We start from the raw sequence: 23,078 nt of genomic DNA on the forward strand, positions 1-23,078 counted from the left end.
GACGCTGTTCGGCCCTCTGCTTCGCCCCGCAATCACAGGATAAAGAGTGAGATTCCCAAACCAACGCCTTGCCCAACTGTTCGATCTGCTTCAAAACGAGACGTTGCCTCAGGATGAACTGGCGCGACGTTTTGACGTTTCCACCCGCACCGTCCGCACCGATATCACCACCCTGAATGAGCTGCTGGCCGATCACGGCGTCCGTCTGGTGTTAAACCGGGGCGAGGGCTATCAGCTGAAAGTGGATGATGAGGCGCTTTACCGCCAGCTGCAGGATCAGTCACCGTCACATCTCCGCGTGCCGCGCACCTCCGCCGCCCGCGTACACTATCTGTTAACCCGTTTTCTCACTTCAGCTTTTTCCCTGAAGCTGGAAGATCTGGCTGATGAGTGGTTTGTCAGCCGCGCCACGCTACAAAGTGATATGGCTGAAGTGAGAGAGTGGCTGGGGCGTTACCAGCTGGCGATTGAAACCAAGCCGCGTTACGGCATGAAGCTGTTTGGCAGCGAAGTGGCGATGCGCACCTGCCTGACCGATCTGCTGTATAAAATCGCCCAGGAAGACAGCGAAGATCCGCTGTTGAATCTGGAAGCGCTGAACAGCGGCATGTTAGGCACGCTTCAGCCGTTGCTGCATCAGTGCTTCAGCCGCTTCCATATCCGCATGACCGATGACAGCGAGTTCTATCTGCGGCTGTATTGCGCGGTCGCGGTCAGGCGCATCAGCGAAGGCTATCCGCTGTCTGACTTCAGCGCGGAAGACGTCGATGAAGACGTGCGCGATGCGGCGCGGCATATCATCAACCTGATGCGGCCAATCACCGGCAAGGCGATCTCGCCGTCGGAAGAGGCCTACCTGCGGGTGAATATCGCGGCACGGCGCGTCGAGGAGATTGCGCCCAGCGCCATCAGCCCGGACGACGGTGAGGCGCTGGTGGATTACATCCTCAGCTACATCAACAGCCACTACAATTTCAACCTGCAGAACGATCCCCAACTCCGCGCAGACCTGCTGACGCACATCAAAACCATGATCACCCGCGTTCGCTATCAGATAAATATTCCGAATCCGCTGTTGGCCAATATCAAACAGCATTACCCGATGGCGTATGACGTCACGCTGGCTGCGGTCTCCAGCTGGGGCAAGTACACGCCTTATGTGATCAGCGAAAACGAGATTGGCTTCCTGGTGCTGCATATCGGCGTCGGTCTGGAGCGGCATTACAACGTCGGCTATCAGCGGCATCCGCAGATCCTTCTGGTGTGCGACACCGGCAATTCGACGGTGCGGATGATCCAGGCGATGCTGACGCGGAAATATCCGCAAATCGTCCTCAGTCATATCGTCTCGCTGCGGGAGTACGAGCAGAAGCAGAGCATCGAGGAAGATTTTGTCATTTCTACCGCGCGGCTGACCGAGAAAGATAAGCCGGTGGTGGTGATGTCGCCGTTCCCGACGGATTACCAGCTGGAGCAGATTGGTAAGCTGGTGCTGGTGGATCGTACCCGGCCCTATATGCTGGAAAAATACTTCGATGCCAGCCACTTCCGCATCATCGACCAGCCGATGACCCAGGCCGAACTGTTCCAGACCCTGTGCCAACAGCTGGAGCAGGAAGGGGTGGTCGACAGCGATTTCTGGCCGTCGGTGGAAGAGCGTGAAGCGATCGTCAGCACCATGCTGGGCGAGGGCATCGCGCTGCCGCACTCCCTTGGCCTGCTGGCGAAGAAAACCGTGGTGTACACCGTGCTGGCCCCACAGGGCATTGCCTGGGGAGAAGAGACCGCCCACGTCATTTTTCTGCTGGCGATCAGCAAAACGGAATACGAAGAGGCAATGGCGATCTACGATCTGTTCGTCACTTTTATGCGCGAAAGGGCGATGACCCGGCTGCGGGACAGTGGCGATTTTGCCAGTTTTAAAGCGGTGGCGATGGACTGTTTAAGTCGGTTGTAGCGGCAAGGAAGGCAGGAATAAAGTCCGCCCGTGCAGAGGGTTGCACGGGCGGTTAGCGCTTACTTCAGAATAGTAAAGGCGGTGGTGACGTGCTTCACGCCGCTCACCCGGCTGGCAATATCAGCCGCGCTTTTCGCTTCAGTGTCGGTCACCAGCCCCAGCAGGAACACTTCGCCGTTCTCGGTGGTCACCTTCACATTGGACGATTTCACCTGGTCGCTGGACAGCAACTGCGAGCGCACCTTGGTGGTGATCCAGGTATCCGAAGAGGCGGTGCCGAAGCTGGCTTTGTCGCCGGTACGGATTTCGTTATACACCTCATTCGCGCCGTCGACACCCATGGTGATCTGCTTCGCACGGCTGGCGATATCCGCCGTTGGCGACTGGCCGGTCAGCAGCACTTTGCCCTGATAGGCCGTGGCGACGATATGGGCGTCATTTTTAATCTGCTGGTCTTTGCCAAGCGCATTGCTGACGCGCAGCTCGAGCGTGCTGTCGTCTACCTGAGTCCCAACGGTACGTGGGTCAGTGGCGGATTTGGTCGCTACCGCTGCACTGCCAATCACCGCAGCCACACAGCCCTGTAACATCAGCGCGGTCAGTACTACGGCCAGAGTTGGTAATACCTTCATTTAAGCTCCTTTAAACGTCCTGGTGGGGAAACAAGGTGTTATCGATTAAATCGCACAGGCAATTCACGGTTAACATGTGCATTTCCTGAATCCTCGCGCTTCGGTGCGAGGGGATGCGAATTTCCACATCCTGTGGTCCCAGTAAACCGGCGAGCTCGCCGCCGTCATAACCGGTAAGCGCGATGATGGTCATGTCGCGCGTTACCGCTGCTTCTACGGCCTTCACAATATCACGGCTGTTGCCGCGGGTTGAGATGGCCAGCAGAATGTCGCCCGCCTGGCCCAACGCCCGGACCTGTTTGGCGTAAATCTCTTCATGCAGACGATCGTTACCGATGGCCGTCAGCAGCACGTTATCCGCACTCAGCGCGATCGCCGGCAGGCTTGGCCGCTCCGTTTCATAACGGTTGATCATGCTGGCGGCAAAATGCTGGGCATTGGCGCTTGAGGTTCCATTGCCACAGCTCAGAATTTTGTTGCCGTTCAACAGCGACTGAACCATGGTCATCGCTGCATTGGAGATGGCATCCGGAAGCGCTTCTGCCGCGGCAATCTGCGTCTGAATACTTTCGGTAAAACATACTTTTATTCTTTCCAGCACTTCATTCACCTGGTCAGTCGTTGGTGGAGTGTCTACTCCGCCGAAAAGGCATTGGGTAACCAGTCAACCTGGGTGCCGGTTATCGCAATCACATCAAAACGGCAGTCTGCGCTATCCAGGCTGCTGTTGCGTCCCCGAAGCCACATCGCTGCGGCGCGCAGCAGCTTACGCTGCTTGCTGCGGGTCACGCTGGCGGCGGCGCCACCAAACGCATCGCTACGACGATACCGCACCTCGACAAACACCCACGTCAGCCGGTCGCGCATAATCAGGTCAATTTCCCCGACGCGATAGCGGACGTTGGCCGCCACAAAGGTTAACCCTGCGTGCTCCAGCAGGCGGCGGGCCTGAAGCTCATAGCCCGCCCCCGTTTGCTGGCGACTCAGTTTGCCGGAACGATTTGCCCCTGGCGATACTGGTTCCATGTCAACTTCCTGTTGATAACACAGTCCTGAGTTGCGCTCAGGTTGCCGGTTTCCCCTTTCACCTGGAAGCCTGGCAGCTGGCGCATTTCGTTAAAGTGGTTTGCCAGTGTCCAGGCATCCACGCCCATGGCATACAAACGAACCAACGAGTAATCGTTGTTGAAGTTTTTAGCGGCCTGCTGCAGCAGGGCCGGGTTTGAACCGGACAGCAGCGGCGCATCGCTGAACTGCAGACCTTCCATCTCCAGACGGTAGTCCGGGCCGGAACCGGCCTGGAAGCTGCGGGAGCTGGCATACATCTGCACCATGCTGCGGCTGCTGACGCGCATTGAGATCATCGGTTTGATCAGCGCCATTTCACCTTCGGTGGCCACAATGTAGACCGCGTCGACGCTGCCGCCATTGCCCGACGTTGCCGCCACTGGCTCGGGCTGCGTCGGTGCCGGAATGGTCAGCCCGGCAATGGTCACACCCTGCGGCTGAGTCGGTTCGGTGGTAATTGGCGTGCCGGTCAGTTGCAGGCCTGCACCGCTATTGATGCCCTGCTTCAGTTCACCGGTCGAGCCAAACTGCTGTTGCAGCACGGTGCTGCCGCCCAGCTTCTGCCATTCGGTGGCGAACGCCTTGCTGACGCGGTCACCCAGCGAGCTGCGTGGCACCATCAGCAGTGGCGAGCGCTTGCCCTGATCCCACATATGATGAGCGGCATCACGGGCTTCGTCTTCAGGAGAAAGCGCAAAGTAGCAAAGATTCGGATGGTTCTGTACCGTCTCCGGCTCGTTCAGCGCAAGGATATTCAGCGGGGTTTGCAGTGAAGAGAGCTTCTCGACGTTGCTTTTGATCAACGGGCCGACCACCAGCGTGGCGCCATCTTTCTGTGCCTGCGCCAGCACCTGGTCAATCGGCTGGGTGCTGGTGTCATACACCTGGACCTGAGTTGCGCTGGACGGTGGCGCGGTTTGCGCGACGTTGCCGGACTGAGCAGCAGGCTGCGCCTGAGCGGCATTGGCGTCTGGCGTCGCACTGGCGTTCTGATTGGCTTCCACTGGCGCTGCGGATGGGCTGACCGCCGCGGCCGGATCGGCTGGATTGGTCGCCGCCGCCGGCTGTGCGCTGCCATCGGCGGTTGGTGTGCTGGCCGCGGCAGGTGCCGGGGCGGCCGCTTGGGTCAGCACGCCGTTTTTCGCGTCGTTAAAGCCTTTCTGAATGGCGTTGGCAAAGATCTGCGCCTGACCGCTTAATGGCAGCAGCAGGGCAATTTTACCGGTTGTCGACTGCTGAAAATTCTGCACCTGGCTCAATGCCGTTGGCAGCATTTTCGCCGCTGGGTTAACCGGGTAGCGGGTCTGCCAGTCCTTCAGACCGGCTTTCAGCATGTCGGGATCGTTGCTGTTGGCCTTATACACGCTCAGCAAATCCAGCCAGCCTTGCAGCGTATTCTCGTCAGCGTTGATCACCATGTTGCTGACCTGAGCAGGCGACATCTGCACCAGCGTCTGCCAGGTGGCATCAATGTTCTTCTGTTTGTCGGCCGGATTGGTCAACAACGGCTCTTGCGCGATGTATGCACGCAGCACGTCCAGCGAAGGACGACCCTGGTTCGCAGCAATCTGCAGCTGGTAGTAACGGGCCTGCTGCTCTTTCGATAACGCGCTAACATCCACCTGTTTTAACAGGCCCGCCGCGCCATTCACGTCCTGCTGAGTCAGCTTAACCTGCGCCTGTAACAGCAGCGCTTCCTGACGTTGGGTATCGTTTAACGTCTGCGGCAGACTGGAAAGCTGGTCGTTGGCCTGAGGGAACTTCCCTTCGTTGAGCAGCGCTTTGATTACGAGTAATTGCCAGTCAACCTTGTTATCATCTGAACTTTGCTGCATTTGCTGCAGATAATAGTCAGAGGTGCCTGTAGCTGCGCCTTGCACATTCGCCTCTGGCGTTTGCGGACCCTGGCTTGAACACCCCGCAAAGAACAGGGCGGCCAGTAGAACAGGCATGCAGCGTCCTGCTTTGTTATGAATGACTTTCGAAGGAAGCATACTGTATCCAGTGATGTTTTTTTCAAGATGCTCAATATTAAATCGGCAATTCGGATCACACAATGAAACAACGCGATGATATTTCTGCCAGCACGCTCTATATCGTTCCAACCCCGATCGGTAATCTGGGCGATATCACCCAGCGTGCGCTGACGGTGCTTGCGGGCGTCGATCTGATCGCAGCGGAAGATACACGTCATACCGGACTGTTGCTACAACATTTCGCCATCAATGCGCGCCTGTTCGCATTGCACGATCATAACGAACAGTACAAAGCCGAAACGTTGATTGCCAAGCTGCAGGAAGGCCAAAGCATCGCCTTAGTTTCCGATGCCGGCACGCCGTTAATCAACGATCCTGGCTACCATCTGGTGCGTCGTTGCCGTGAAGCCGGTATCCGCGTCGTTCCACTGCCTGGCGCCTGCGCCGCGATCACAGCATTAAGCGCAGCGGGGTTACCGTCCGATCGATTCTGTTACGAAGGATTTCTTCCGGCCAAAAGCAAAGGACGTTGCGATACGCTTCGCGAGCTGGAACAGGAACCGCGCACGCTGATCTTTTACGACTCCACCCACCGTCTGCTGGAGAGTCTACAGGATATGGTGACGGTTTGGGGACCGGATCGCTATGTTGTGCTGGCCCGCGAGATCACTAAAACCTGGGAAAGCATTCAAGGCGCGCCGGTGGGCGAGCTGCTGGCCTGGGTTCTGGAAGATGAAAACCGCCGTAAAGGCGAGATGGTATTGATTGTCGAAGGTTTCCACGCCGAGGAAGACGCGCTGCCGCCGGAAGCACTGCGCACCCTGGCGCTGTTGCAGAAGGAGCTTCCGCTGAAAAAAGCCGCGCAATTAACCGCCGAAATCCACGCTGTGAAAAAAAATGCGCTGTATAAATACGCTCTGGAGCAGCAAGAGGGGTGACAAATCGCGCGGGATCCCCTATTATCCGCGCCGAAGCTGACCAGGCAGTCGCCGCTTTGTTGCCGTCCTCCTTCGGGGGAGACAGACAGAGGGGAGGAAAGTCCGGGCTCCATAGGGCAGGGTGCCAGGTAACGCCTGGGGGGCGCAAGCCCACGACCAGTGCAACAGAGAGCAAACCGCCGATGGCCCCCCCAATAGATTTCAGGTTGCAGCAAGGCAGCAATCGCTTGAGTCCTCAGGAGCTTAGGTAACTAAGTGACTGGGGTGAAAGCGAGAAGCTAACGCAGCAGCGGCCTGAAAGATGCAGGGGATGTGGGATCAGGTAAGGGTGAAAGGGTGCGGTAAGAGCGCACCGCGCGGCTGGTAACAGTTCGTGGCACGGTAAACTCCACCCGGAGCAAGGCCAAATAGGGGTTCACCAGGTACGGCCCGTACTGAACCCGGGTAGGCTGCTTGAGCCAGTGAGCGATTGCTGGCCTAGATGAATGACTGTCCACGACAGAACCCGGCTTAACGGTCAGCTTCAACTCATTCAAATAAAAACCCCGCTTCGGCGGGTTTTTTTGCTTTGTGGCCGATGAATGACTGTCCACGACGCTTTTTATGAAAAGAAAGCGGCTTAAGGAGGAAGTCAGTTTTGAGTAAACACTAAACCCCCAGGTTTAGTGTTTACTCAACCTCAGGTTGAATGCGCTTAGGCAACCCTATAGAATAAGCGTACTGCAAGAGCATTCGCAGGGGGCGTCAACCAGTAATTGGCCTTCTGTGCCGGGCAGTCAGATGACTGGTCATCTGCCGGGTAGTTACGACGTCAGTCGGTTTCTGAACCCTGTGTGCTAAGGAAATGCTGCGGCTACCAACACATTCCTCTAAAGGCGCTTTTAGCGCCTTTTTTATTTAAGTGTGCCAATCAATACCCCGTGTGCTCTCCGGCTTGTGTACGCCGTCACCACAACATAAATCCACCCTGAATCAGTCTCAGGTGCCTCTCTGGGTTCAAGTATCACAATACCTAATGATGACTTCAAAACTGTCGGCCTGTGTTTCCCACCAGGATGATTAAACTCACAATAAATTGCTGAACCGGGCCGGATGATATCCCGTACAAAACGCACCACATCGTCAACGGTGGTATAGCCTAATCGGGTCAGTTCAGTTTGATGCTCAGCCCATATGTGACGAACGCCAAACCCTCTGTTGGGGCCGGTATGCCTGCCAGCACGCAGGAAAATCTCACCGGCAGGAATAACATCACCCTGCGTATTAATTTCGGGAATCCTACCATAACATTCAAGCCCGTCAGGATGGGCTATCGCGCTGTTGGGAGACCCGACAACGCCAAATTCATTAAGAGGCATTTGATGATCCCTATCAAAACCAAGGCAAGCATATTATCAGCAGATGATCCCGGAGTGAAATGGCAGGCAGGTTCCTGATTTAACCCCCAGCTTCAACTATCATGGTGGGTACACTGGCAGCAGATTTTAATAAGGACATGGTTATGCTCAACAAAGACACCCAACTCTGTATTTCCCTTTCCGCCCGGCCCAGCAACATCGGTACCCGCTTTCATAACTACCTGTATCAAAAGCTTGATCTGGACTTTATCTACAAAGCGTTCTCCACCCAGGATATTGAACATGCAGTGAAAGGCGTTCAGGCGTTGGGGATCCGTGGCTGTTCAGTCTCCATGCCGTTTAAAGAGAGCTGTATTCCCTTCCTCGACACGCTGTCCGACTCGGTCAAAGCCATTGATTCGGTCAACACCATCGTCAATGACAATGGGCATCTGACGGCGTACAACACCGACTATATTGCGGTGAAAACGCTGATTGAGAAGAACTTCCCGGACAGCAACCAGACGGTGATTATTCAGGGCAGCGGCGGCATGGCGAAAGCGGTGGTGGCAGCGTTCCGCGACAGTGGCTTTAGCCAGGTGACGGTGCTGGCGCGCAATGAAGAGAAAGGCGCCGCGCTGGCCAACAAATATGGCTTCCGCTGGAGCAAAACGCCTACCGGCGAGCAAGCCGATATCCTGGTCAACGTCACGCCGGTTGGCATGAGCGGTGGCGCAGAACAGGATCAGCTGGCATTCAGCAAAGAGGACGTGCAGGCCGCTACTTTTGTCTTTGACGTGGTGGCCTTCCCGGCAGAAACGCCGCTGATCGTGCTGGCCCGGGAATATGGCAAAACTGTGGTGACGGGTGCGGAAGTGATCGCCCTGCAGGCGCTGGAACAATTCGCCCTGTATACCGGCGTGCGTCCCGATGAAGCCTTGATGCTGGAAGCGTCGGCCTTCTCACGTTCCTGAGCCCAGCGCTCAGCACCGCTGCCTGAACCTTTCCGTCAGCAAAGGGTCTTTTCTGGTAAGCTTGAGCGATTATCGCCGCAAAAATTGAAGGATCTGAGGAGAACAGCATGAACAGTGGACCGCTAAACGAAGAAGAGCTGGAGTGGCTGGATGAGGCGCTGATGAATCACGGCAGTGAGAATTCCGTGCTGGATATCTCCGAACTGGACGGCATGTTTACCGCCATCCTGTCAGGCCCGACTAAACTGCCTTCTTCAGTCTGGTTAACCGCGCTGTGGGGCGGCGAACAGCAGATCCCTCTGTGGCCGAGCGATGTGGAGGAAAACCGCTTCAACGACCTGATCTTCCAGCATCTCAATGACACGGCTGAACGTCTTGCGACCGCGCCAGACCAGTTTGAACCGCTGTTTGGCTTCAGCACCATCGATGATGAAGATTACGAAGTTGTCGAAGACTGGTGCTTTGGCTATCTGCGCGGCGTGGCGCTGGATGACTGGTCCGGCTTACCGGACAGCCTGCAACCGTCGCTGGATGCGATTGCGGTCCACGGCGATGAAGAGCAGTTTGCGAAGCTTGAAAAGATGACGCCTGATGAATATGTGCTGGCGCAGCAGGCGATCCGCCCGGCGGCGCTCAAGCTGTATGAGTACTGGACCGCGAAGCGCGCGCCTGAGTAACGCTTCACGATGATGCCAGAAACAGAAAACCCCGCTTCGGCGGGGTTTTGCGGTTAAGGACTTTCCCTGATGCCGGCTTAAATTAAACAGGCAAATCAATTACCAGCGCGCGCAGCGGCGTCTCGGCCATCAGCGTTACGCTCACTTCTTCACGAATAAATGCGCCATCTCCGCAGACCAACGCTTCTTTTGCCTGCGTTCCGGTCACCGCATTCAGGCCACCGTGAATCGACTGCAAATAGGCGCGCGGCCCATGAAGTTTAATGGTCTGCGTCTCGCCAGGTTCAAGCACCACATGATGCACCCAAACCTGCTGACGCAGTTGCAGGCTGTTTTCCGCGCCATCCGGCGAGGCCAGCAGCGTATAACGGGCGTTTTCTGGCATCTTCACGCGCTGTACCGCGGCGTTCTCACGCTCGGGACAGGCATCCAGCCAGAGCTGCATACGCGTCAGTTCCTGCTCTTTACTGACGTTAAATTCGCTGTAACTGATGCCGGGTTGCGTCGAAAGCAGCAGCGCTTCGCCCTGTTGTGCGAATGCGTGGTTGCCCTCGCTGTCGCGATACTCTGCCTCGCCCTGCAAAATCAGATTCAGTACGTCGACCTTTGGTTAGGTTCTCGGTTGGAAGGAAGCCCCTGGTGCCAGCACTTCCTGATTGAGCACGCGTAACGACGCGTAGCCCAGTAATTTGGGGTCAAAATAGTGGCCAAAGGAAAAGGTATAGCGGGCTTGTAACCAGCCATAATCAGCCTTGCCACACTCTTGCGCGGTGCGACTGGTAATCATAAATCCTCCCCGGTCGATGTGATTTACCCGACCGTTTATTCTGCATCTATAGTAAGTTTCTGGACGCCGGATTGTTAGCCAGTTAATCTGCTCGGTATATTCAAAATTCCTGACAGAGAACCGCAATGGCTAAAGACCGCGCCCTGACGCTGGAAGCGCTGAGAGTGATGGATGCTATCGATCGCCGCGGCAGTTTTGCTGCCGCAGCGGACGAACTGGGTCGGGTGCCTTCCGCGCTCAGCTACACCATGCAGAAGCTGGAAGAGGAGCTGGACGTGGTGCTGTTTGACCGTTCCGGCCACCGCACCAAGTTTACTAACGTCGGCCGGATGCTGTTAGAGCGTGGCCGGGTGCTGTTGGAAGCGGCAGATAAGCTGACAACCGATGCCGAAGCGCTGGCGCGCGGCTGGGAAACGCACCTGACCATTGTCACCGAAGCGCTGATCCCCAGCGAATACCTGTTCCCACTGATCGGCAAGCTGGCCGATAAAGCCAATACCCAGATTTCGCTGGTGACGGAAGTGCTGGCCGGTGCCTGGGAACGTCTGGAGCAGGGCAGAGCGGACATCGTGATCGCGCCGGACCTGCATTTTCGCGCCTCGTCGGAGATCAACACCCGCAAGCTGTACAGCATGATGAGCGTGATTGTCGCCAGCCCGGATCATCCGATTCATGACGAGCCGGAACCGCTGTCAGAAGTGACCCGCGTGAAATACCGTGGCATCGCGGTGGCGGATACCGCGCGCGAGCGTCCGGTGCTCACCGTGCAGCTGCTGGATAAACAGCAGCGGCTGACGGTCAGCACCATCGAAGACAAACACCGTGCCCTGCTGGCCGGACTGGGCGTGGCGTCGATGCCGTATCCGATGGTGGAAAAGGATATCGCCGAAGGACGCCTGCGGGTGGTCAGCCCGGAATACACCCGCGAAATTGACATTATCATGGCGTGGCGGCGTGACAGCATGGGCGAAGCGAAAGCCTGGTGCCTGCGCGAAATCCCGAAACTGATGGCTAAACGCCAGAGTTAACCGGCGGCATCATTCCACTGCGTTCTGCGCAAAAAAAACGGCCCCTCACTGAGGTGGCCGTTTTTATTTCTGCAGGCGACGACTAGCGGAAACGCAGGTCACGGCCGTGCGGCTCGTCCCAGTTAAAGGCGGGTCCGATCGAGATCACCCCGGACGGGTTGATCGTTTTGTGGCTGCAATAGTAGTGATGGCGGATATGCGCCAGATCGACGGTTTCGGCCAGGCCCGGCATCTGATAAATCTCCCGCAGGAAACCGTTCAGGTTCAGGTAGTCACTGATGCGGTGCTTATCGCATTTAAAATGGGTGACATACACCGGATCGAAGCGCACCAGCGTGGTCCACAGACGCAGATCGGCTTCGGTCAGACGATCGCCGGTCAGATAACGATGTTGCCCCAGCATCTGCTCCAGACGGTCCAGCGAGCTGAACAGGGCGGTCACCGCCTCATCGTAGGCCGGTTGCGAGGTGGCAAAGCCCGATTTGTAGACGCCGTTGTTCACCGTGTCGTACACCCAGCTGTTCACTTCATCAATTTTTTCGCGCAGATCGGCAGGATAATAATCCCCGGCCCGTGCGCCCACCGCATCAAACGCACTGTTTAACATGCGCAGGATATCGGCGGATTCATTGCTGACGATGGTGTTTTGCTGCTTGTCCCACAGCACCGGCACGGTGACGCGGCCGGTGTAGGCATTATCGGCATGCAGATAGAGCTGATACAGGTATTCGTTCTGATACAGGCTGTCGCCGGTGGCCGCCGGGAAATCGTCGTCGAAGGTCCAGCCGTTTTCCAGCATCAGCGGATGCACCACGGAGACGGAAATCATCGATTCCAGCCCTTTCAATGCGCGCATAATCAGCGTGCGGTGCGCCCAGGGGCAGGCAAGAGAAACGTACAGATGATAACGGTCTGCCTCAGCACGGAAGCCGCCTTGGCCGGTCGGGCCCGCTTCGCCATCGGCGGTGACCCAGTTACGGAAGGCCGATTCAGAGCGTTTAAAACGGCCGCCGGTGGATTTGGTGTCATACCAGTTATCGTGCCAGACACCGTCAATCAGTTGTCCCATATTTCCTCCAGTCCCTAAGTGAGAAAGCAACAAAGCCCTTAGTTCTCGCGTTGCCGGGGCGTTAGCTGCCTTCCTGCAAATCGAAATCTAAGGGCTATCAGCATCGTCGTCGCTTTGATGCTACTGAGTATAGCGGGTGTTTCTTACCACTTTTTATTCAGCAGGCGATCCAGGCTGATTGCGCCAGGGCCAGTGATGAACAACAGCAGGTAGCCACCGGCGATGCTCAGGTTTTTCATAAAGTTGATCGAGTTACCTTCTACCGAGAAATCGATGTGGAAAACCATCGCGGTGATCAGGGTGAAAATAACGGTCACGATAGCGGTAAAGCGCGTCAGGAAACCGAACAGGATGGCCAGACCGCCGCCAAACTCAAGCAGGATGGTCAGTGGCAGCAAGAAGCCAGGGACGCCCATGTGCTCCATATACTGCTGGGTGCCGGCATAACCGGTGATTTTGCCCCAGCCCGCCACGATGAACAGCACAGGCATCAAAATACGCGCAACCAAAAAGCCGATATCTTCTAATTTTTTCATGATTCACCCTAACAAGTTTTATCTGGCAGGAAACATTCCCCACCGCATTAAGTTCAGGCCTGAAGCGTCTTAAGCGCTTAGTACCGTTCGTTGCAGAAGATAATATTCGCGAATCGGAATCATTGTAAGCGAGATAAACTGTCGATGTTTATCAGGAAAATTGAACAGGAAGGGTAGGACCAGAAATAACTGAGGGTGGTGAGACGGCGGGCAAAAGAAAAGCCCCAGTCAGCGAGGGCTGAAGGGGCTAGCGACGAGGGAGATAGTTGCGGACCATCCGCCAGGTGCTCCACACGCCGATACCGCGTTTGGCCCAGCGTGAGAGGCGACGCGGATTACGCACCGACCAGATTGCCATCAGGCCGCTGCCGACGGCGACATAGCGACGCAGACCAATCAGCGTCAGCCAGCCATGATCGTAGCGGGCTGTGCTTTCCAGAAAGCGCTTCTTACCGGCACTCAGGTCAAGCCGCTGCTGCTGGATCTGGCCTAGCAGCTCGGCTTTACGTGCATCACGCTCGCGGCTCATCAGTCATCCTCCAACAGCTGGCGGTCAGACTTCAGTTCTTTACGCGTGGCGCTCAGTAAGGTGGAACGACGTGATTTTGCCAGGGTCCACAGACCGAAGATCAACGCCAGGGCAAACAGCACTGCGGTGGTTATGCCGATCGCCATCAGACGATACTGCGCATCCCCAGCCCAGATGATTAACACCATCAGGCTCATCAAGCCAAAAGCGGTAAAGAGCATGGTAAGGCCAATCATCAACAGCATCTGTATCAGATTGGCCTTCTCTTCCTCAAGCTCAACCACTGCCAGCCGCACGCGCGTTTCCACAATCCCCACCAGGGTGGTGACAATGCGCTGTCCAATGTTAATGACCCCTTTGCCGGGGCCGTGGCTTTGCTGAGAATCTGCCATTATTAACGACGCGTCAGCAAGACACCCAGTACCACACCAATGGCGGCACCGATACCTACGCTGGTCCATGGATTTTCACGCACATAGACATCAGCGTGGTCAGCCACTTCGCGAGAGGTTTTGGCAATACGATCGCCAGAGTCACCCAGACGGGCGCGCGTGTCTTTCAATGCGCTCTGTGCTTTGCTGCGCAGTTTATCCAGCTCATTCTTTGATTTCTCGCCGGTGTTGCTCAGCACTTCTTCCAGCGTATCGGCCAGGTTTTTCAGTTCAGCGCGCAGATGTTCAGATGTAGTATCTTTTGACATAACAAACTCCATTGATGTTCAGTAATTAGAGCCCGGCTCAGTAAGGGGCGGCCTGGACTTCTTTCAGTTCATGTTTTGCTTCTGCCAGTTTTTCTTCACGCTTAGCGATTTTTTTACTGTCATCGCCATCCGCTTTTTCCTTTTCCAGCTCTTTCTGACGCTCAACCACCTGCTGCTTGTGGGCAGCAATTTTTTCCTGATGCTGAGCCTTCAGCTTTTCGTCGGTACAGCCCGCTTTCGCTTCCGTTAATGCACGCTCCAGACCGGTCACACGACGTTGGTTGTCATGCTTTTTCGCCAGTTCAATTTCATGCTGGATCCCCTGTTCTTTCTGCATGCACAACGAATCTGCCGCATGGGCAAACGTGGTCAGCGAGAACAGAGCGAGTCCAAGGAGAGTGCGGGTTTTCATGCTAATCGTTACCTTCCGTTGTGTTGGGCCGCAGGACGTCCCGTTAATCCTGTAAACAGTCTTCGGGGATACTGGCATAGTAAGCATAGACAGAAATCCCAAAAAGCTCAAAAAGAGAGAAGATTCTTAGGGATAGCGCCGGAAAGCCGGATAAAAATCAACCAACGGACTGTTTGCGCAGGCTCAGGCGATTCATTAACTGCGAAGAACCCGACGGATCCATCTGGCCAATATCAAAGCCATACGGCAGCAACTGATGCAGCACTTTTTCCGCCGCCATGCTCTGTTCTTCGGTGTCGAAACGGATCACCAGCGAGTCGTTATCCGGGGTAATACTTTTGATGCGGATCCCTTCCGCATTCAGGCGCTGATAGACATAAAACCCGTCCGGCAGCGTGGTGCCCTGACGGGAGGCGCGAATTTGCAGCGCGGTATCGTTGCGAAACAGGGTCGGGATAAAAGCCACCAGCATCAATGCCGAGAAGCACACGACCAGCACGCAGAGTACCCGCGTGGAGAGATAGGGTCTGAGTAGGGCGAGCATTATAAGTTTCCTTTCTCATTGTTCACGCCGCGCTTTTTGCGCCACAGCACGAACAACGAGCCAAACAAACCAAAGACCAGCAGCACCAGCGGCAGCATCATCAGGCAGAACATCATCTGATCTTCGTATTTGCGAAAAATAGGGGTTTTGCCGAGCGCAAAGCCGATAACCGTCAGGATTAATACCCAGAGCAGCGCGCTTACCCAGTTAAAGAACTGGAAACGGGCATTGCTCAGGCCGGAAAGGCCCGCGATGGTCGGCAACAGCGTTCGGACAAAGGCGATAAAACGGCCGACCAGCAGCGCGGAAAGGCCATGCTTATGAAATAACTGGTGGGCGCGAACGTGATACTGGGCGGGCAGGTGCGAAAGCCATTTTTGCACGGTGGGGGTATTGCCCAGCCACTTGCCCTGAATATAACTGCACCAGCAGCCCAGACTGGCCGCAGTGGTAAGAATAAACAGCGTCATCGGGAAGCTCAGCGTGCCTTTGGCAATCAATACGCCAACCAATACCAGCAGGCTGTCACCCGGTAAGAAAGCGGCAGGAAGCAGGCCGTTTTCCAGGAAAAGGATCATAAACAGGACAAAATAGATTGCCCAGACCAACGTAGGGTCTGAAAGGGTTTCGAAATCTTGTTGCCAGAGGGCGTGGATTAGGGCTTTAAAAATATCCATAGGGTATTCCCTTAAGACCGTCTCAAACGGTAAGAAAAGGCGCGTAACTGTAACAAAATACCGGCGAATGAGACAGGAGAAACGTGTCGCCAACGTTGTTTTACAGGGGCAAGCGAGAAGGGAAAAGAAGCTTTACACAGGCTGACATTATAGCACTGTTTCTGCGGCTTGCTGGGCCACTGTGACGCCAAGAAAAATCCGACTTATCGGCGATTGAGACAGAAAAATGGCTGACCGACTGATTTTAACCACTTTCACAATTTTACATTGAATATGTGATGGCTACATTTCCACCGTTTCGGGTTTTTATACAGGATTAAAACCTGATTTTGTGACCCGGCTGGCAATTAGTCGCTGACAGCAGGGACAACCCTTGCCATACCTCTTAAAGATGAGGGCATTCGTCAGCGCACGTGATGCGGCTGACTTCGCTTGTTACCCCGATTAAGGATCTGGCAATGTCGACGCTCAATCGCAGGGAGTTTGCTGGCCGGACTCACCCGACAAAAATCATTCAGTTTGGCGAAGGCAACTTCCTGCGTGCTTTCATTGACTGGCAAATCGATCTGTTAAACGAACATACCGAGCTGAACGCCGGTGTGGTGGTGGTGCGTCCGCGTAACAGCCAGACCACCCGCAGCCTTAACAGCCAGGACGGGCTCTACACCACGCTGATCCGCGGCGTTAACGATCGCGGCGAAGTGGTCAGCGAACCGCGGCTGATCCGTTCGGTGAATGAGGAAATTCATCCGTGGCGGCAGCACGAGGCGTTTCTGGCGCTGGCGCGGGAAGCGGAGATTCGCTACGTCTTCTCCAACACCACTGAAGCGGGCATCCAGTATGACCCGGCCGATCGGCTGGACGATAAGCCTGCCAGCAGCTTCCCGGCAAAGCTAACCCAACTGCTGTACGCGCGCTGGCAGCACTTCTCCGGCGCGAAAGGGAGCGGCTGGGTGATGTTGCCGTGCGAGCTGATTGATGACAACGGTGAGGCGCTGAAGGCGCTGGTGCGGCGTTACGCGCAGGCGTGGCAGCTGCCTGCGGCGTTTATGCAGTGGCTGGAGCAGGAAAATACCTTCTGCTCGACGCTGGTCGACCGCATCGTCACCGGCTATCCGCAGGAAGCTAGTGCGATTGAAGCCGAACTGGGCTATCAGGATGCCTATCTGGTGGCGGGTGAGGTCTATTACCTGCTGGCGATCCAGGGGCCGGCGTGGCTGGAGCAGGCGCTCTGTCTGGATCGCTATCCGCTGAATATCCGCCTGGTTGACGACATTAAACCGTTTAAGGAGCAGAAGGTGGCGATCCTGAACGGCGCGCATACCGCCATGGTGCCGGTGGCGTACCTCGCCGGGCTGGATACGGTGGGTGACGCGATGGCCGATGCCGATATCGCCGGGTTTATCGACCGCACCCTGCGGCAGGAAATCATTCCCACGCTGTCGCAGGATCCGGCTGAATTACATGCCTTTGCCGATGCGGTGCTCAACCGCTTCCGCAATCCGTTTATCCGCCATCAGCTGCAGGCGATTGCCCTCAACGGCATGACCAAATTTCGTACCCGCTTGCTGCCGCAAATTCAGGCCAGCTGCCAGCAAACCGGCGAGGTTCCGCCGCGTCTGAGCTTTGCCTTCGCGGCGCTGCTGGCCTTTTATCGCGGTAAACGCGGCGACGAAGTTTATTCCCTGCAGGACGACGCGGCCTGGCTGGCGCGCTTTGCCGAACTCTGGCCGCAGGTCGACAGCGGCAAGCTGGCGCCGCAGCAGCTGGTTGACGCCGTTTTCCGCGACGCTGCTCACTGGGGCTGCGATCTTAATACGGTACCGGGCTTAACCGCGGCCGTCACCGAACACCTGCAACGTATTGTCGGCGGCGATATGCGCCAGGCACTGACGCATTTGAACTGAGGAACACCACCATGCAGCGTTATATCAAAATCCATCCAAACGACAATGTGGCGGTTGCCCTCGCGGAACTCGCCGAAGGGGAAACCGTCAGCGTCGGCGAGCAGAACGTGGTGCTGAAGCAGGCCGTCGAGCGCGGCCACAAATTTGCGCTGCTGCCGCTGGCGGTGGGCGAACTGGTGATCAAATACGGTTTGCCGATTGGGCACGCCACGGTGCCGGTATCGCCAGGTGAAATCCTGCATTCCCACAACACCCGCACCAATCTCAGCGATGTGGACGAGTACAGCTATCAGCCCGATTTCGCCACGCTACCGGCACAGGCCGCTGACCGTGAGGTGCAGCTGTTCCGCCGCCGCAATGGCGATGTGGGCATCCGTAACGAGCTGTGGATTTTGCCCACGGTCGGCTGCGTTAACGGTATCGCCAAACAGATGGTTAACCGTTTTCTGAAGGAGAGCGACGACGCGGCGGGCATCGACGGCGTGCATCTGTTTACCCATCCTTTCGGCTGCTCCCAGCTGGGCCAGGATCACGAGAACACTCGCACCATGTTGCAGAATATGGTGCGTCATCCCAACGCAGGCGCGGTGCTGGTGATTGGCCTGGGCTGTGAAAACAATCAGGTGGATGTCTTCCGCGAGACGCTGGGCGAATACGATGCCGATCGCGTCAGCTTTATGGCGTTGCAGCAGCATGATGATGAAGTGGAAGCCGGGCTGGAACACCTGCGCCATCTGTATGCCGTCATGCGCGATGACCAGCGCCAACCGGGCAAGCTGAGTGAGCTGAAGTTCGGTCTGGAATGCGGCGGCTCGGACGGCCTGTCCGGCATCACCGCCAATCCGCTGCTGGGCCGTTTCTCCGACCAGATGATCGCCAACGGCGGCACCACGGTGCTGACGGAAGTGCCGGAAATGTTCGGTGCCGAGCGCATTCTGATGAGCCGCTGCCGCGATGAGCAGACCTTTGAAAAAACCGTCAGCATGATCAACGACTTCAAACGCTACTTTATCGATCATCAGCAGCCTATCTACGAGAACCCGTCGCCGGGCAACAAAGCGGGCGGCATCACCACGCTGGAAGAGAAGTCGCTGGGCTGTACGCAGAAAGCCGGGCAAAGCCAGGTGGTTGACGTGCTGAAATACGGCGAGCGCCTGCATCAGCCGGGTCTGAACCTGCTTAGCGCACCGGGGAATGATGCGGTCGCCACCAGCGCACTGGCCGGCGCAGGCTGCCATATGGTGCTGTTCAGTACCGGACGCGGCACCCCTTACGGCGGCTTTGTGCCGACGGTAAAACTGGCCACCAACAGCGAGCTGGCGGCGAAAAAGCCGCACTGGATTGATTTCGATGCGGGTGCGTTGATCAAGGGAACCGACATGTCGGTGTTGCTGGAGAACTTTGTCGATACGCTGGTGGACATCGCCAACGGCCGTCAGACCAAAAATGAGCTGAATGACTTCCGCGAGCTGGCGATTTTCAAAAGTGGGGTGACGCTGTAGGGAAGGGAATACGGACCGGCTCGCCAGGCAGCGAGCCGGTTAACGCCATCAGGCGCGTTGCTGTTCTTCCTGACGCTGGTCGGCCATACAGGCCGCCGCGGTAAACAGGATATCCGCTGAGGAGTTCAGCGCGGTTTCCGCCGAATCCTGCAGTACGCCGATAATAAAGCCGACCGCCACTACCTGCATCGCCACTTCATTTGGAATACCAAACATATTACAGGCCACCGGGATCAGCAGCAGCGAACCGCCCGCCACGCCGGATGCGCCACAGGCACAGATCGACGCCACCAGGCTCAGCAGGATCGCCGTACTGACATCGACCTGAATGCCCAGCGTATTCACCGCCGCCAGCGTCAGCACGGTGATGGTGATCGAAGCCCCCGCCATACTGATATTCGCCCCCACCGGGATCGACACCGAGTAAGTGTCCTCATCCAGCCCCAGCTTCTTCGCCAGCGCCATATTCACCGGAATATTGGCGGCGGAACTGCGGGTGAAGAAGGCGGTCACGCCGCTTTCACGCAGGCAGGTAAACACCAGCGGATACGGGTTGCGGCGGATTTTCCAGTACACCAGCAGCGGATTGAACACCAGCGCCATCAGCAGCATACAGCCCAACAACAGGCCCAGCAGATGCGCGTAATCCCACAGCGCGGAGAAGCCGGTGGTCGCCAGAATCGAGGCCACCAGTCCGAAAATGCCCAGCGGCGCAAAGCGGATCACCAGCCGTACCAGCGAGGTCACGGCGTTCGAGGCATCGTTGAGGAAGGTGCGGGTGGTGTCGCTGCTGTGACGGAAGGCGAAGCCGAGGCCAATTGCCCACACCAGAATGCCGATATAGTTGGCGTGCATCAGCGCATCAAACGGGTTAGCCACCATGCTCATCAACAGGCCGTTGAGCACTTCCAGAATGCCGGACGGCGGGACGATCTGCTGGTTAGCGTCGCTCAGCGTCAGGGTTTGCGGCAGTAGATGGCTGAAGACGACGGCCACCACGGCGGCACAGAACGTGCTGAGCAGATAAAGAATGACGATCGGGCGGATACTGGTTTTGCTGCCGTGCTGATGGTTTGCAATCGAGGAGATCACCAGCACCATCACCAGCAGGGGAGCAACCGCTTTTAGCGCGCTGACAAACAGCGTACCCAGCAGGCTGACAGAATGGGCGCCTTCTTTTGAGAACCACGCCAGGGCAATGCCGGCGATCAGACCGATCATAATTTGAGTGACCAGGCTGCCCTGCATCAGACGCTGCATCAGCCCAGGACTTTTTTCCATACGCATAGTAAAAAACCAGTGTTGTTTTCGATAAATAACAATGCGGCGCTTCAGCATCGTGTGTGCTGAATGGGACGGCATTGGTGTGTTTGCGCGGGTGAGTATAAGGAAATGTGATGGCAGGGGAAGGGAAAAGTCGTGAAAAGTTCGGCTGACGAAAAGAAGCGTGCGGCTAAACAGAATCTCCAGCGGGAAATTGACACCGGGCCGCGGTGAAGCAGCACGGTGTCAGGCAGCGCGTTACTGACTCAGCTTCTTCTGGTCGTTACGGTAATTAACCCAGGCATTAACCAGCAGGGTGATGGCCAGAATGCCGCCGACGGTACCCAGCGAGATCGACACCGGAATGTGGTAGAAATCGACGATCAGCATCTTCACACCGATAAACACCAGCACCACCGCCAGACCATATTTCAGCATATGGAAGCGTTCCGCGACGTTCGCCAGCAGGAAGTACATCGCACGCAGGCCGAGGATCGCGAACAGGTTAGAGGTCAGGACGATAAACGGGTCGGTGGTGACCGCGAAAATAGCAGGAATGCTGTCGACGGCAAAAATCACGTCGCTCAGCTCGACCATAATCAGCACCAGCAGCAGCGGCGTAGCGAACAGCACGCCGTTACGACGCACGAAGAACTTCTCGCCTTCCATGGTTTCGGTCATGCGCATTTTGCTGCGCAGCCAGCGGACGACCGGCTTGTCGCCGACGTTGCCTTCATCGTCACCGCCTTCCATCGCCATTTTGATACCGGTAAAGATCAGGAACGCGCCGAAGAGATACAGGATCCAGCTGAATTCAGAGACCAGCCAGCTGCCGGCAAAGATCATCCCGGTACGCAGCACGATAGCGCCGAGGATGCCGTAGATGAGTACCCGACGTTGAATGGCGGCCGGCACCGCAAAGTAGCTGAACAGCATCAGCCAGACGAAGACGTTATCCACCGCCAGCGCTTTTTCCAGCACGTAGCCCGTCAGGAAAGCCAGGGTTTGCGTATTCGCGATCTCACGGCCGACATTACCGTCGAGGTACCACCAGAAACCGGCAGCGAACAGCAGAGAGAGGGAGAGCCACAGCAGCGACCAGAGTGCCGCCTGTTTCATTGACATGGTTTGGGAGCCGCGACGACCCTGCAAAAACAGGTCGATAGCCAGCATAATAACCACGATTACCGCGAAGCTGCCCCACAGCAGAGGCGTGCCAACAGAGTGCATAGACGTATCCTGTAAAATGAAAAATGGCCGACAGAAACAGGGCTGTTGATTTCATCATAGATGACAAACAGACCGATTCCTTTAACGCCAGGTCTCACTCACAGCAGAACCCGTGGTTCTGTTGCCCAACGACCGGGTATCTTCGATACCGTGCTGACGATCGGTTGGCGTAAAAGTTACTCCCCTATGCTGCGGCAGAAGATACGGTCCGCCGCGGCACAGGTCAATCATAACTGGACATATTTAGAAATATTTACACAACCACGTCATCGGGCAACTCATCCGCCGGGAAGACCACGCCGGTCTGGCGACGAATGTCGGTCAGCAGTTTCGCCGTGGTACGGGAGGTTTGCAGGCCCGGATGATTCACTTCGTTGCTCTCTACCAGCCGGGCGAAGGTCTCGGCTTCATACAGCATGGTATTGATATGCTGAGGATGGCTGAGGTCCTGCGAGCGGGCGCCGCGCGGCACAAAGCTGACGCGCTGGCATTCCGAAACGTGCTCAATAACCAGCGATCCCTCTTCGCCCTGGATCTCACTTGGCAGGCCAGACTGGCTGACTTTCGAGTGCAGAAGGGTAACGTCAAAATCGCCGTAATCCATCACCACCGTGCCGTGGGCATCCCCGCCGCTGGCCAGCAGCGACGCATTCGCCGACACCTTATGCGGTTCACCCCACAGGCTGACCGCGGTCGCCAGGCAGTAATAACCGATGTCCATAATCGAGCCGTTCGACCAGGCCGGATTAAAGGTATTGGGATTCTCGCCGTCCAGATAGCGCTGATAGCGCGAGGAGTACTGGCAGTAGTTGATCACCGCTTTACGCAGCTTGCCCACTTTCGGCAGGGACGCTTGCAGGATCAGGAAATTGGGCAGGCTGGCGGTTTTAAAGGCTTCAAACAGCACTACCTGATTTTCTCGCGCGCAGGCGATCATCGTCTCGACTTCACGCAGGTTAGACGCCAGCGGCTTCTCACAAATCACATGCTTTTTATGCTGCAGGAAAAGCAGCGATTGCTGGCAGTGCAGGGCGTTCGGGCTGGCGATATACACCGCATCAATGTCGTCCGACTCGGCCATTTGCGCCAGCGAGGTAAACAGATGCTGCACGGGGTAATCGGTGCTGAAGGCCTGAGCCTGGTCCAGCGAACGGGAGTAAACGGCGGTGAGCTTCATTTTGCCGGTTTCATGCGCGGCATCGACAAACTGGCGGGTGATCCAGTTAGTCCCTACAACAGCGAAGCGGATCATGGCGTGTTTTGGTCTCCACACGTTTATGGCGGGAGTGGCGCAGCGCGTTTGCCCTGCCCACGGCGATAACCTTCAGAGTAGCA

Annotated in this window: 23 protein-coding genes, 1 other RNA gene and 1 pseudogene; 8 read left to right on the forward strand and 17 right to left on the reverse strand. The window is 56.5% G+C overall.

All coding sequences use genetic code 11. The features are described 5' to 3' along the window. The first annotated feature begins 46 nt into the window (after positions 1–46). A complete protein-coding gene (locus E2F51_RS09760) occupies positions 47–1,957 on the forward strand; it encodes a transcription antiterminator (RefSeq protein WP_134823332.1) in 1,911 nt (636 codons plus the stop codon). A 59-nt stretch (positions 1,958–2,016) separates the two neighbouring features. On the opposite strand, the gene dolP is transcribed toward E2F51_RS09760, so the two are convergent. Genes dolP through E2F51_RS09780 form a run of 4 tightly spaced genes read right to left on the reverse strand, consistent with a single transcriptional unit; the run spans position 2,017 to position 5,651 of the window. Continuing rightward, entirely contained in the window at positions 2,017–2,589 is a 573-nt protein-coding gene (dolP, locus tag E2F51_RS09765; RefSeq protein ID WP_013200531.1) for a division/outer membrane stress-associated lipid-binding lipoprotein, read from the reverse strand. 10 nt (positions 2,590–2,599) lie between these two features. Beyond that, a complete protein-coding gene (gene diaA, locus E2F51_RS09770) occupies positions 2,600–3,190 on the reverse strand; it encodes a DnaA initiator-associating protein DiaA (RefSeq protein WP_013200532.1) in 591 nt (196 codons plus the stop codon). 32 nt (positions 3,191–3,222) lie between these two features. Further along, the gene (locus E2F51_RS09775; protein WP_134823333.1) at positions 3,223–3,615 is read right to left on the reverse strand and encodes a YraN family protein; all 393 of its coding nucleotides are present in this window, start codon (positions 3,613–3,615) and stop codon (positions 3,223–3,225) included. Beyond that, the gene (locus E2F51_RS09780) at positions 3,573–5,651 is read right to left on the reverse strand and encodes a penicillin-binding protein activator (protein ID WP_134823334.1); all 2,079 of its coding nucleotides are present in this window, start codon (positions 5,649–5,651) and stop codon (positions 3,573–3,575) included. Before E2F51_RS09780 ends, E2F51_RS09775 begins: the two co-directional genes overlap by 43 nt. 62 nt (positions 5,652–5,713) lie before the next feature. On the opposite strand from E2F51_RS09780, the gene rsmI reads away from it, so the two are divergent. Both rsmI and rnpB read left to right on the forward strand, forming a co-directional pair. Next, positions 5,714–6,571 (forward strand): 16S rRNA (cytidine(1402)-2'-O)-methyltransferase, encoded by an 858-nt coding sequence (rsmI, locus tag E2F51_RS09785; RefSeq protein WP_134823335.1) that lies wholly within the window; start codon positions 5,714–5,716, stop codon positions 6,569–6,571. A gap of 32 nt (positions 6,572–6,603) precedes the next feature. Further along, positions 6,604–7,100: RNase P RNA component class A (gene rnpB, locus E2F51_RS09790), an RNA gene on the forward strand. A 364-nt stretch (positions 7,101–7,464) separates the two neighbouring features. On the opposite strand, the gene E2F51_RS09795 is transcribed toward rnpB, so the two are convergent. After that, positions 7,465–7,929, reverse strand: a complete 465-nt coding sequence (locus E2F51_RS09795) for a hypothetical protein (RefSeq protein ID WP_134823336.1) — start codon at positions 7,927–7,929, stop codon at positions 7,465–7,467. A gap of 143 nt (positions 7,930–8,072) precedes the next feature. On the opposite strand from E2F51_RS09795, the gene E2F51_RS09800 reads away from it, so the two are divergent. Next, positions 8,073–8,882 (forward strand): shikimate 5-dehydrogenase, encoded by an 810-nt coding sequence (locus tag E2F51_RS09800; RefSeq protein WP_106381827.1) that lies wholly within the window; start codon positions 8,073–8,075, stop codon positions 8,880–8,882. A 107-nt stretch (positions 8,883–8,989) separates the two neighbouring features. Continuing rightward, on the forward strand, positions 8,990–9,559 hold the full coding sequence (locus tag E2F51_RS09805; protein WP_134823337.1) for a UPF0149 family protein: 570 nt from the start codon (positions 8,990–8,992) through the stop codon (positions 9,557–9,559). A gap of 82 nt (positions 9,560–9,641) precedes the next feature. On the opposite strand, the pseudogene E2F51_RS09810 reads toward E2F51_RS09805, so the two are convergent. Next, a pseudogene (locus tag E2F51_RS09810) lies at positions 9,642–10,346 on the reverse strand (pirin family protein). Between the two features lie 125 nt (positions 10,347–10,471). Here E2F51_RS09810 and E2F51_RS09815 point away from each other — a divergent pair. Then, entirely contained in the window at positions 10,472–11,374 is a 903-nt protein-coding gene (locus tag E2F51_RS09815; protein ID WP_013200539.1) for a LysR family transcriptional regulator, read from the forward strand. A gap of 82 nt (positions 11,375–11,456) precedes the next feature. Here the strand turns inward: E2F51_RS09815 and E2F51_RS09820 are convergent, their stop codons facing one another. From E2F51_RS09820 to E2F51_RS09855, 8 genes are all read right to left on the reverse strand, one after another. Then, positions 11,457–12,443, reverse strand: coding sequence for a glutathione S-transferase family protein (locus E2F51_RS09820; RefSeq protein ID WP_134823338.1), 987 nt, complete (start codon positions 12,441–12,443; stop codon positions 11,457–11,459). Positions 12,444–12,586: 143 nt separating this feature from the next. Beyond that, on the reverse strand, positions 12,587–12,979 hold the full coding sequence (locus tag E2F51_RS09825) for a DoxX family protein (protein ID WP_013200541.1): 393 nt from the start codon (positions 12,977–12,979) through the stop codon (positions 12,587–12,589). 247 nt (positions 12,980–13,226) lie between these two features. Continuing rightward, entirely contained in the window at positions 13,227–13,508 is a 282-nt protein-coding gene (locus tag E2F51_RS09830) for a YqjK-like family protein (RefSeq protein ID WP_013200542.1), read from the reverse strand. After that, the gene (locus E2F51_RS09835; protein WP_134823339.1) at positions 13,508–13,900 is read right to left on the reverse strand and encodes a phage holin family protein; all 393 of its coding nucleotides are present in this window, start codon (positions 13,898–13,900) and stop codon (positions 13,508–13,510) included. The genes E2F51_RS09830 and E2F51_RS09835 overlap by 1 nt, the downstream gene beginning before the upstream one ends. A gap of 2 nt (positions 13,901–13,902) precedes the next feature. Next, positions 13,903–14,208, reverse strand: coding sequence for a YqjD family protein (locus E2F51_RS09840; RefSeq protein WP_013200544.1), 306 nt, complete (start codon positions 14,206–14,208; stop codon positions 13,903–13,905). Between the two features lie 37 nt (positions 14,209–14,245). Then, a complete protein-coding gene (locus E2F51_RS09845; RefSeq protein WP_013200545.1) occupies positions 14,246–14,620 on the reverse strand; it encodes a DUF1090 domain-containing protein in 375 nt (124 codons plus the stop codon). Positions 14,621–14,777: 157 nt separating this feature from the next. After that, the gene (gene mzrA / locus E2F51_RS09850; protein ID WP_013200546.1) at positions 14,778–15,164 is read right to left on the reverse strand and encodes an EnvZ/OmpR regulon moderator MzrA; all 387 of its coding nucleotides are present in this window, start codon (positions 15,162–15,164) and stop codon (positions 14,778–14,780) included. Beyond that, positions 15,164–15,841, reverse strand: a complete 678-nt coding sequence (locus E2F51_RS09855; protein ID WP_013200547.1) for a DedA family protein — start codon at positions 15,839–15,841, stop codon at positions 15,164–15,166. The genes mzrA and E2F51_RS09855 overlap by 1 nt, the downstream gene beginning before the upstream one ends. A gap of 458 nt (positions 15,842–16,299) precedes the next feature. On the opposite strand from E2F51_RS09855, the gene E2F51_RS09860 reads away from it, so the two are divergent. Both E2F51_RS09860 and E2F51_RS09865 read left to right on the forward strand, forming a co-directional pair. Continuing rightward, positions 16,300–17,748 (forward strand): tagaturonate reductase, encoded by a 1,449-nt coding sequence (locus E2F51_RS09860; RefSeq protein WP_134823340.1) that lies wholly within the window; start codon positions 16,300–16,302, stop codon positions 17,746–17,748. An 11-nt stretch (positions 17,749–17,759) separates the two neighbouring features. After that, complete coding sequence (locus tag E2F51_RS09865) at positions 17,760–19,250, forward strand: UxaA family hydrolase (protein ID WP_134823341.1); 1,491 nt, start codon at positions 17,760–17,762, stop codon at positions 19,248–19,250. A gap of 48 nt (positions 19,251–19,298) precedes the next feature. Here E2F51_RS09865 and sstT read toward each other — a convergent pair whose 3' ends face one another. The 3 genes from sstT to E2F51_RS09880 all read right to left on the reverse strand — a co-directional run bounded on the left by sstT (position 19,299) and on the right by E2F51_RS09880 (position 22,995). Beyond that, complete coding sequence (sstT, locus tag E2F51_RS09870) at positions 19,299–20,531, reverse strand: serine/threonine transporter SstT (protein ID WP_041692199.1); 1,233 nt, start codon at positions 20,529–20,531, stop codon at positions 19,299–19,301. 240 nt (positions 20,532–20,771) lie between these two features. Next, on the reverse strand, positions 20,772–21,743 hold the full coding sequence (locus E2F51_RS09875) for a TerC family protein (protein ID WP_134823342.1): 972 nt from the start codon (positions 21,741–21,743) through the stop codon (positions 20,772–20,774). A gap of 253 nt (positions 21,744–21,996) precedes the next feature. Continuing rightward, positions 21,997–22,995: a Gfo/Idh/MocA family protein gene (locus E2F51_RS09880; RefSeq protein ID WP_134823343.1), complete on the reverse strand. Its 999-nt coding sequence runs from the start codon at positions 22,993–22,995 to the stop codon at positions 21,997–21,999. Positions 22,996–23,078 lie beyond the last annotated feature (83 nt).

The sequence above is a fragment of the Erwinia sp. QL-Z3 genome, assembly GCF_004551645.1.
Taxonomy (GTDB): domain Bacteria; phylum Pseudomonadota; class Gammaproteobacteria; order Enterobacterales; family Enterobacteriaceae; genus Erwinia; species Erwinia billingiae.

Coding starts and splice junctions, on each gene's coding strand:
- dolP (WP_013200531.1), bottom strand. CDS start 2,589: ATGAAGGTATTACCAACTCTGGCCGTAGTACTGACCGCGCTGATGTTA.
- E2F51_RS09775 (WP_134823333.1), bottom strand. CDS start 3,615: ATGGAACCAGTATCGCCAGGGGCAAATCGTTCCGGCAAACTGAGTCGC.
- E2F51_RS09780 (WP_134823334.1), bottom strand. CDS start 5,651: ATGCTTCCTTCGAAAGTCATTCATAACAAAGCAGGACGCTGCATGCCT.
- rsmI (WP_134823335.1), top strand. CDS start 5,714: ATGAAACAACGCGATGATATTTCTGCCAGCACGCTCTATATCGTTCCA.
- E2F51_RS09795 (WP_134823336.1), bottom strand. CDS start 7,929: ATGCCTCTTAATGAATTTGGCGTTGTCGGGTCTCCCAACAGCGCGATA.
- E2F51_RS09800 (WP_106381827.1), top strand. CDS start 8,073: ATGCTCAACAAAGACACCCAACTCTGTATTTCCCTTTCCGCCCGGCCC.
- E2F51_RS09805 (WP_134823337.1), top strand. CDS start 8,990: ATGAACAGTGGACCGCTAAACGAAGAAGAGCTGGAGTGGCTGGATGAG.
- E2F51_RS09815 (WP_013200539.1), top strand. CDS start 10,472: ATGGCTAAAGACCGCGCCCTGACGCTGGAAGCGCTGAGAGTGATGGAT.
- E2F51_RS09820 (WP_134823338.1), bottom strand. CDS start 12,443: ATGGGACAACTGATTGACGGTGTCTGGCACGATAACTGGTATGACACC.
- E2F51_RS09825 (WP_013200541.1), bottom strand. CDS start 12,979: ATGAAAAAATTAGAAGATATCGGCTTTTTGGTTGCGCGTATTTTGATG.
- E2F51_RS09830 (WP_013200542.1), bottom strand. CDS start 13,508: ATGAGCCGCGAGCGTGATGCACGTAAAGCCGAGCTGCTAGGCCAGATC.
- E2F51_RS09835 (WP_134823339.1), bottom strand. CDS start 13,900: ATGGCAGATTCTCAGCAAAGCCACGGCCCCGGCAAAGGGGTCATTAAC.
- E2F51_RS09840 (WP_013200544.1), bottom strand. CDS start 14,208: ATGTCAAAAGATACTACATCTGAACATCTGCGCGCTGAACTGAAAAAC.
- E2F51_RS09845 (WP_013200545.1), bottom strand. CDS start 14,620: ATGAAAACCCGCACTCTCCTTGGACTCGCTCTGTTCTCGCTGACCACG.
- mzrA (WP_013200546.1), bottom strand. CDS start 15,164: ATGCTCGCCCTACTCAGACCCTATCTCTCCACGCGGGTACTCTGCGTG.
- E2F51_RS09855 (WP_013200547.1), bottom strand. CDS start 15,841: ATGGATATTTTTAAAGCCCTAATCCACGCCCTCTGGCAACAAGATTTC.
- E2F51_RS09860 (WP_134823340.1), top strand. CDS start 16,300: ATGTCGACGCTCAATCGCAGGGAGTTTGCTGGCCGGACTCACCCGACA.
- E2F51_RS09865 (WP_134823341.1), top strand. CDS start 17,760: ATGCAGCGTTATATCAAAATCCATCCAAACGACAATGTGGCGGTTGCC.
- sstT (WP_041692199.1), bottom strand. CDS start 20,531: ATGGAAAAAAGTCCTGGGCTGATGCAGCGTCTGATGCAGGGCAGCCTG.
- E2F51_RS09875 (WP_134823342.1), bottom strand. CDS start 21,743: ATGCACTCTGTTGGCACGCCTCTGCTGTGGGGCAGCTTCGCGGTAATC.
- E2F51_RS09880 (WP_134823343.1), bottom strand. CDS start 22,995: ATGATCCGCTTCGCTGTTGTAGGGACTAACTGGATCACCCGCCAGTTT.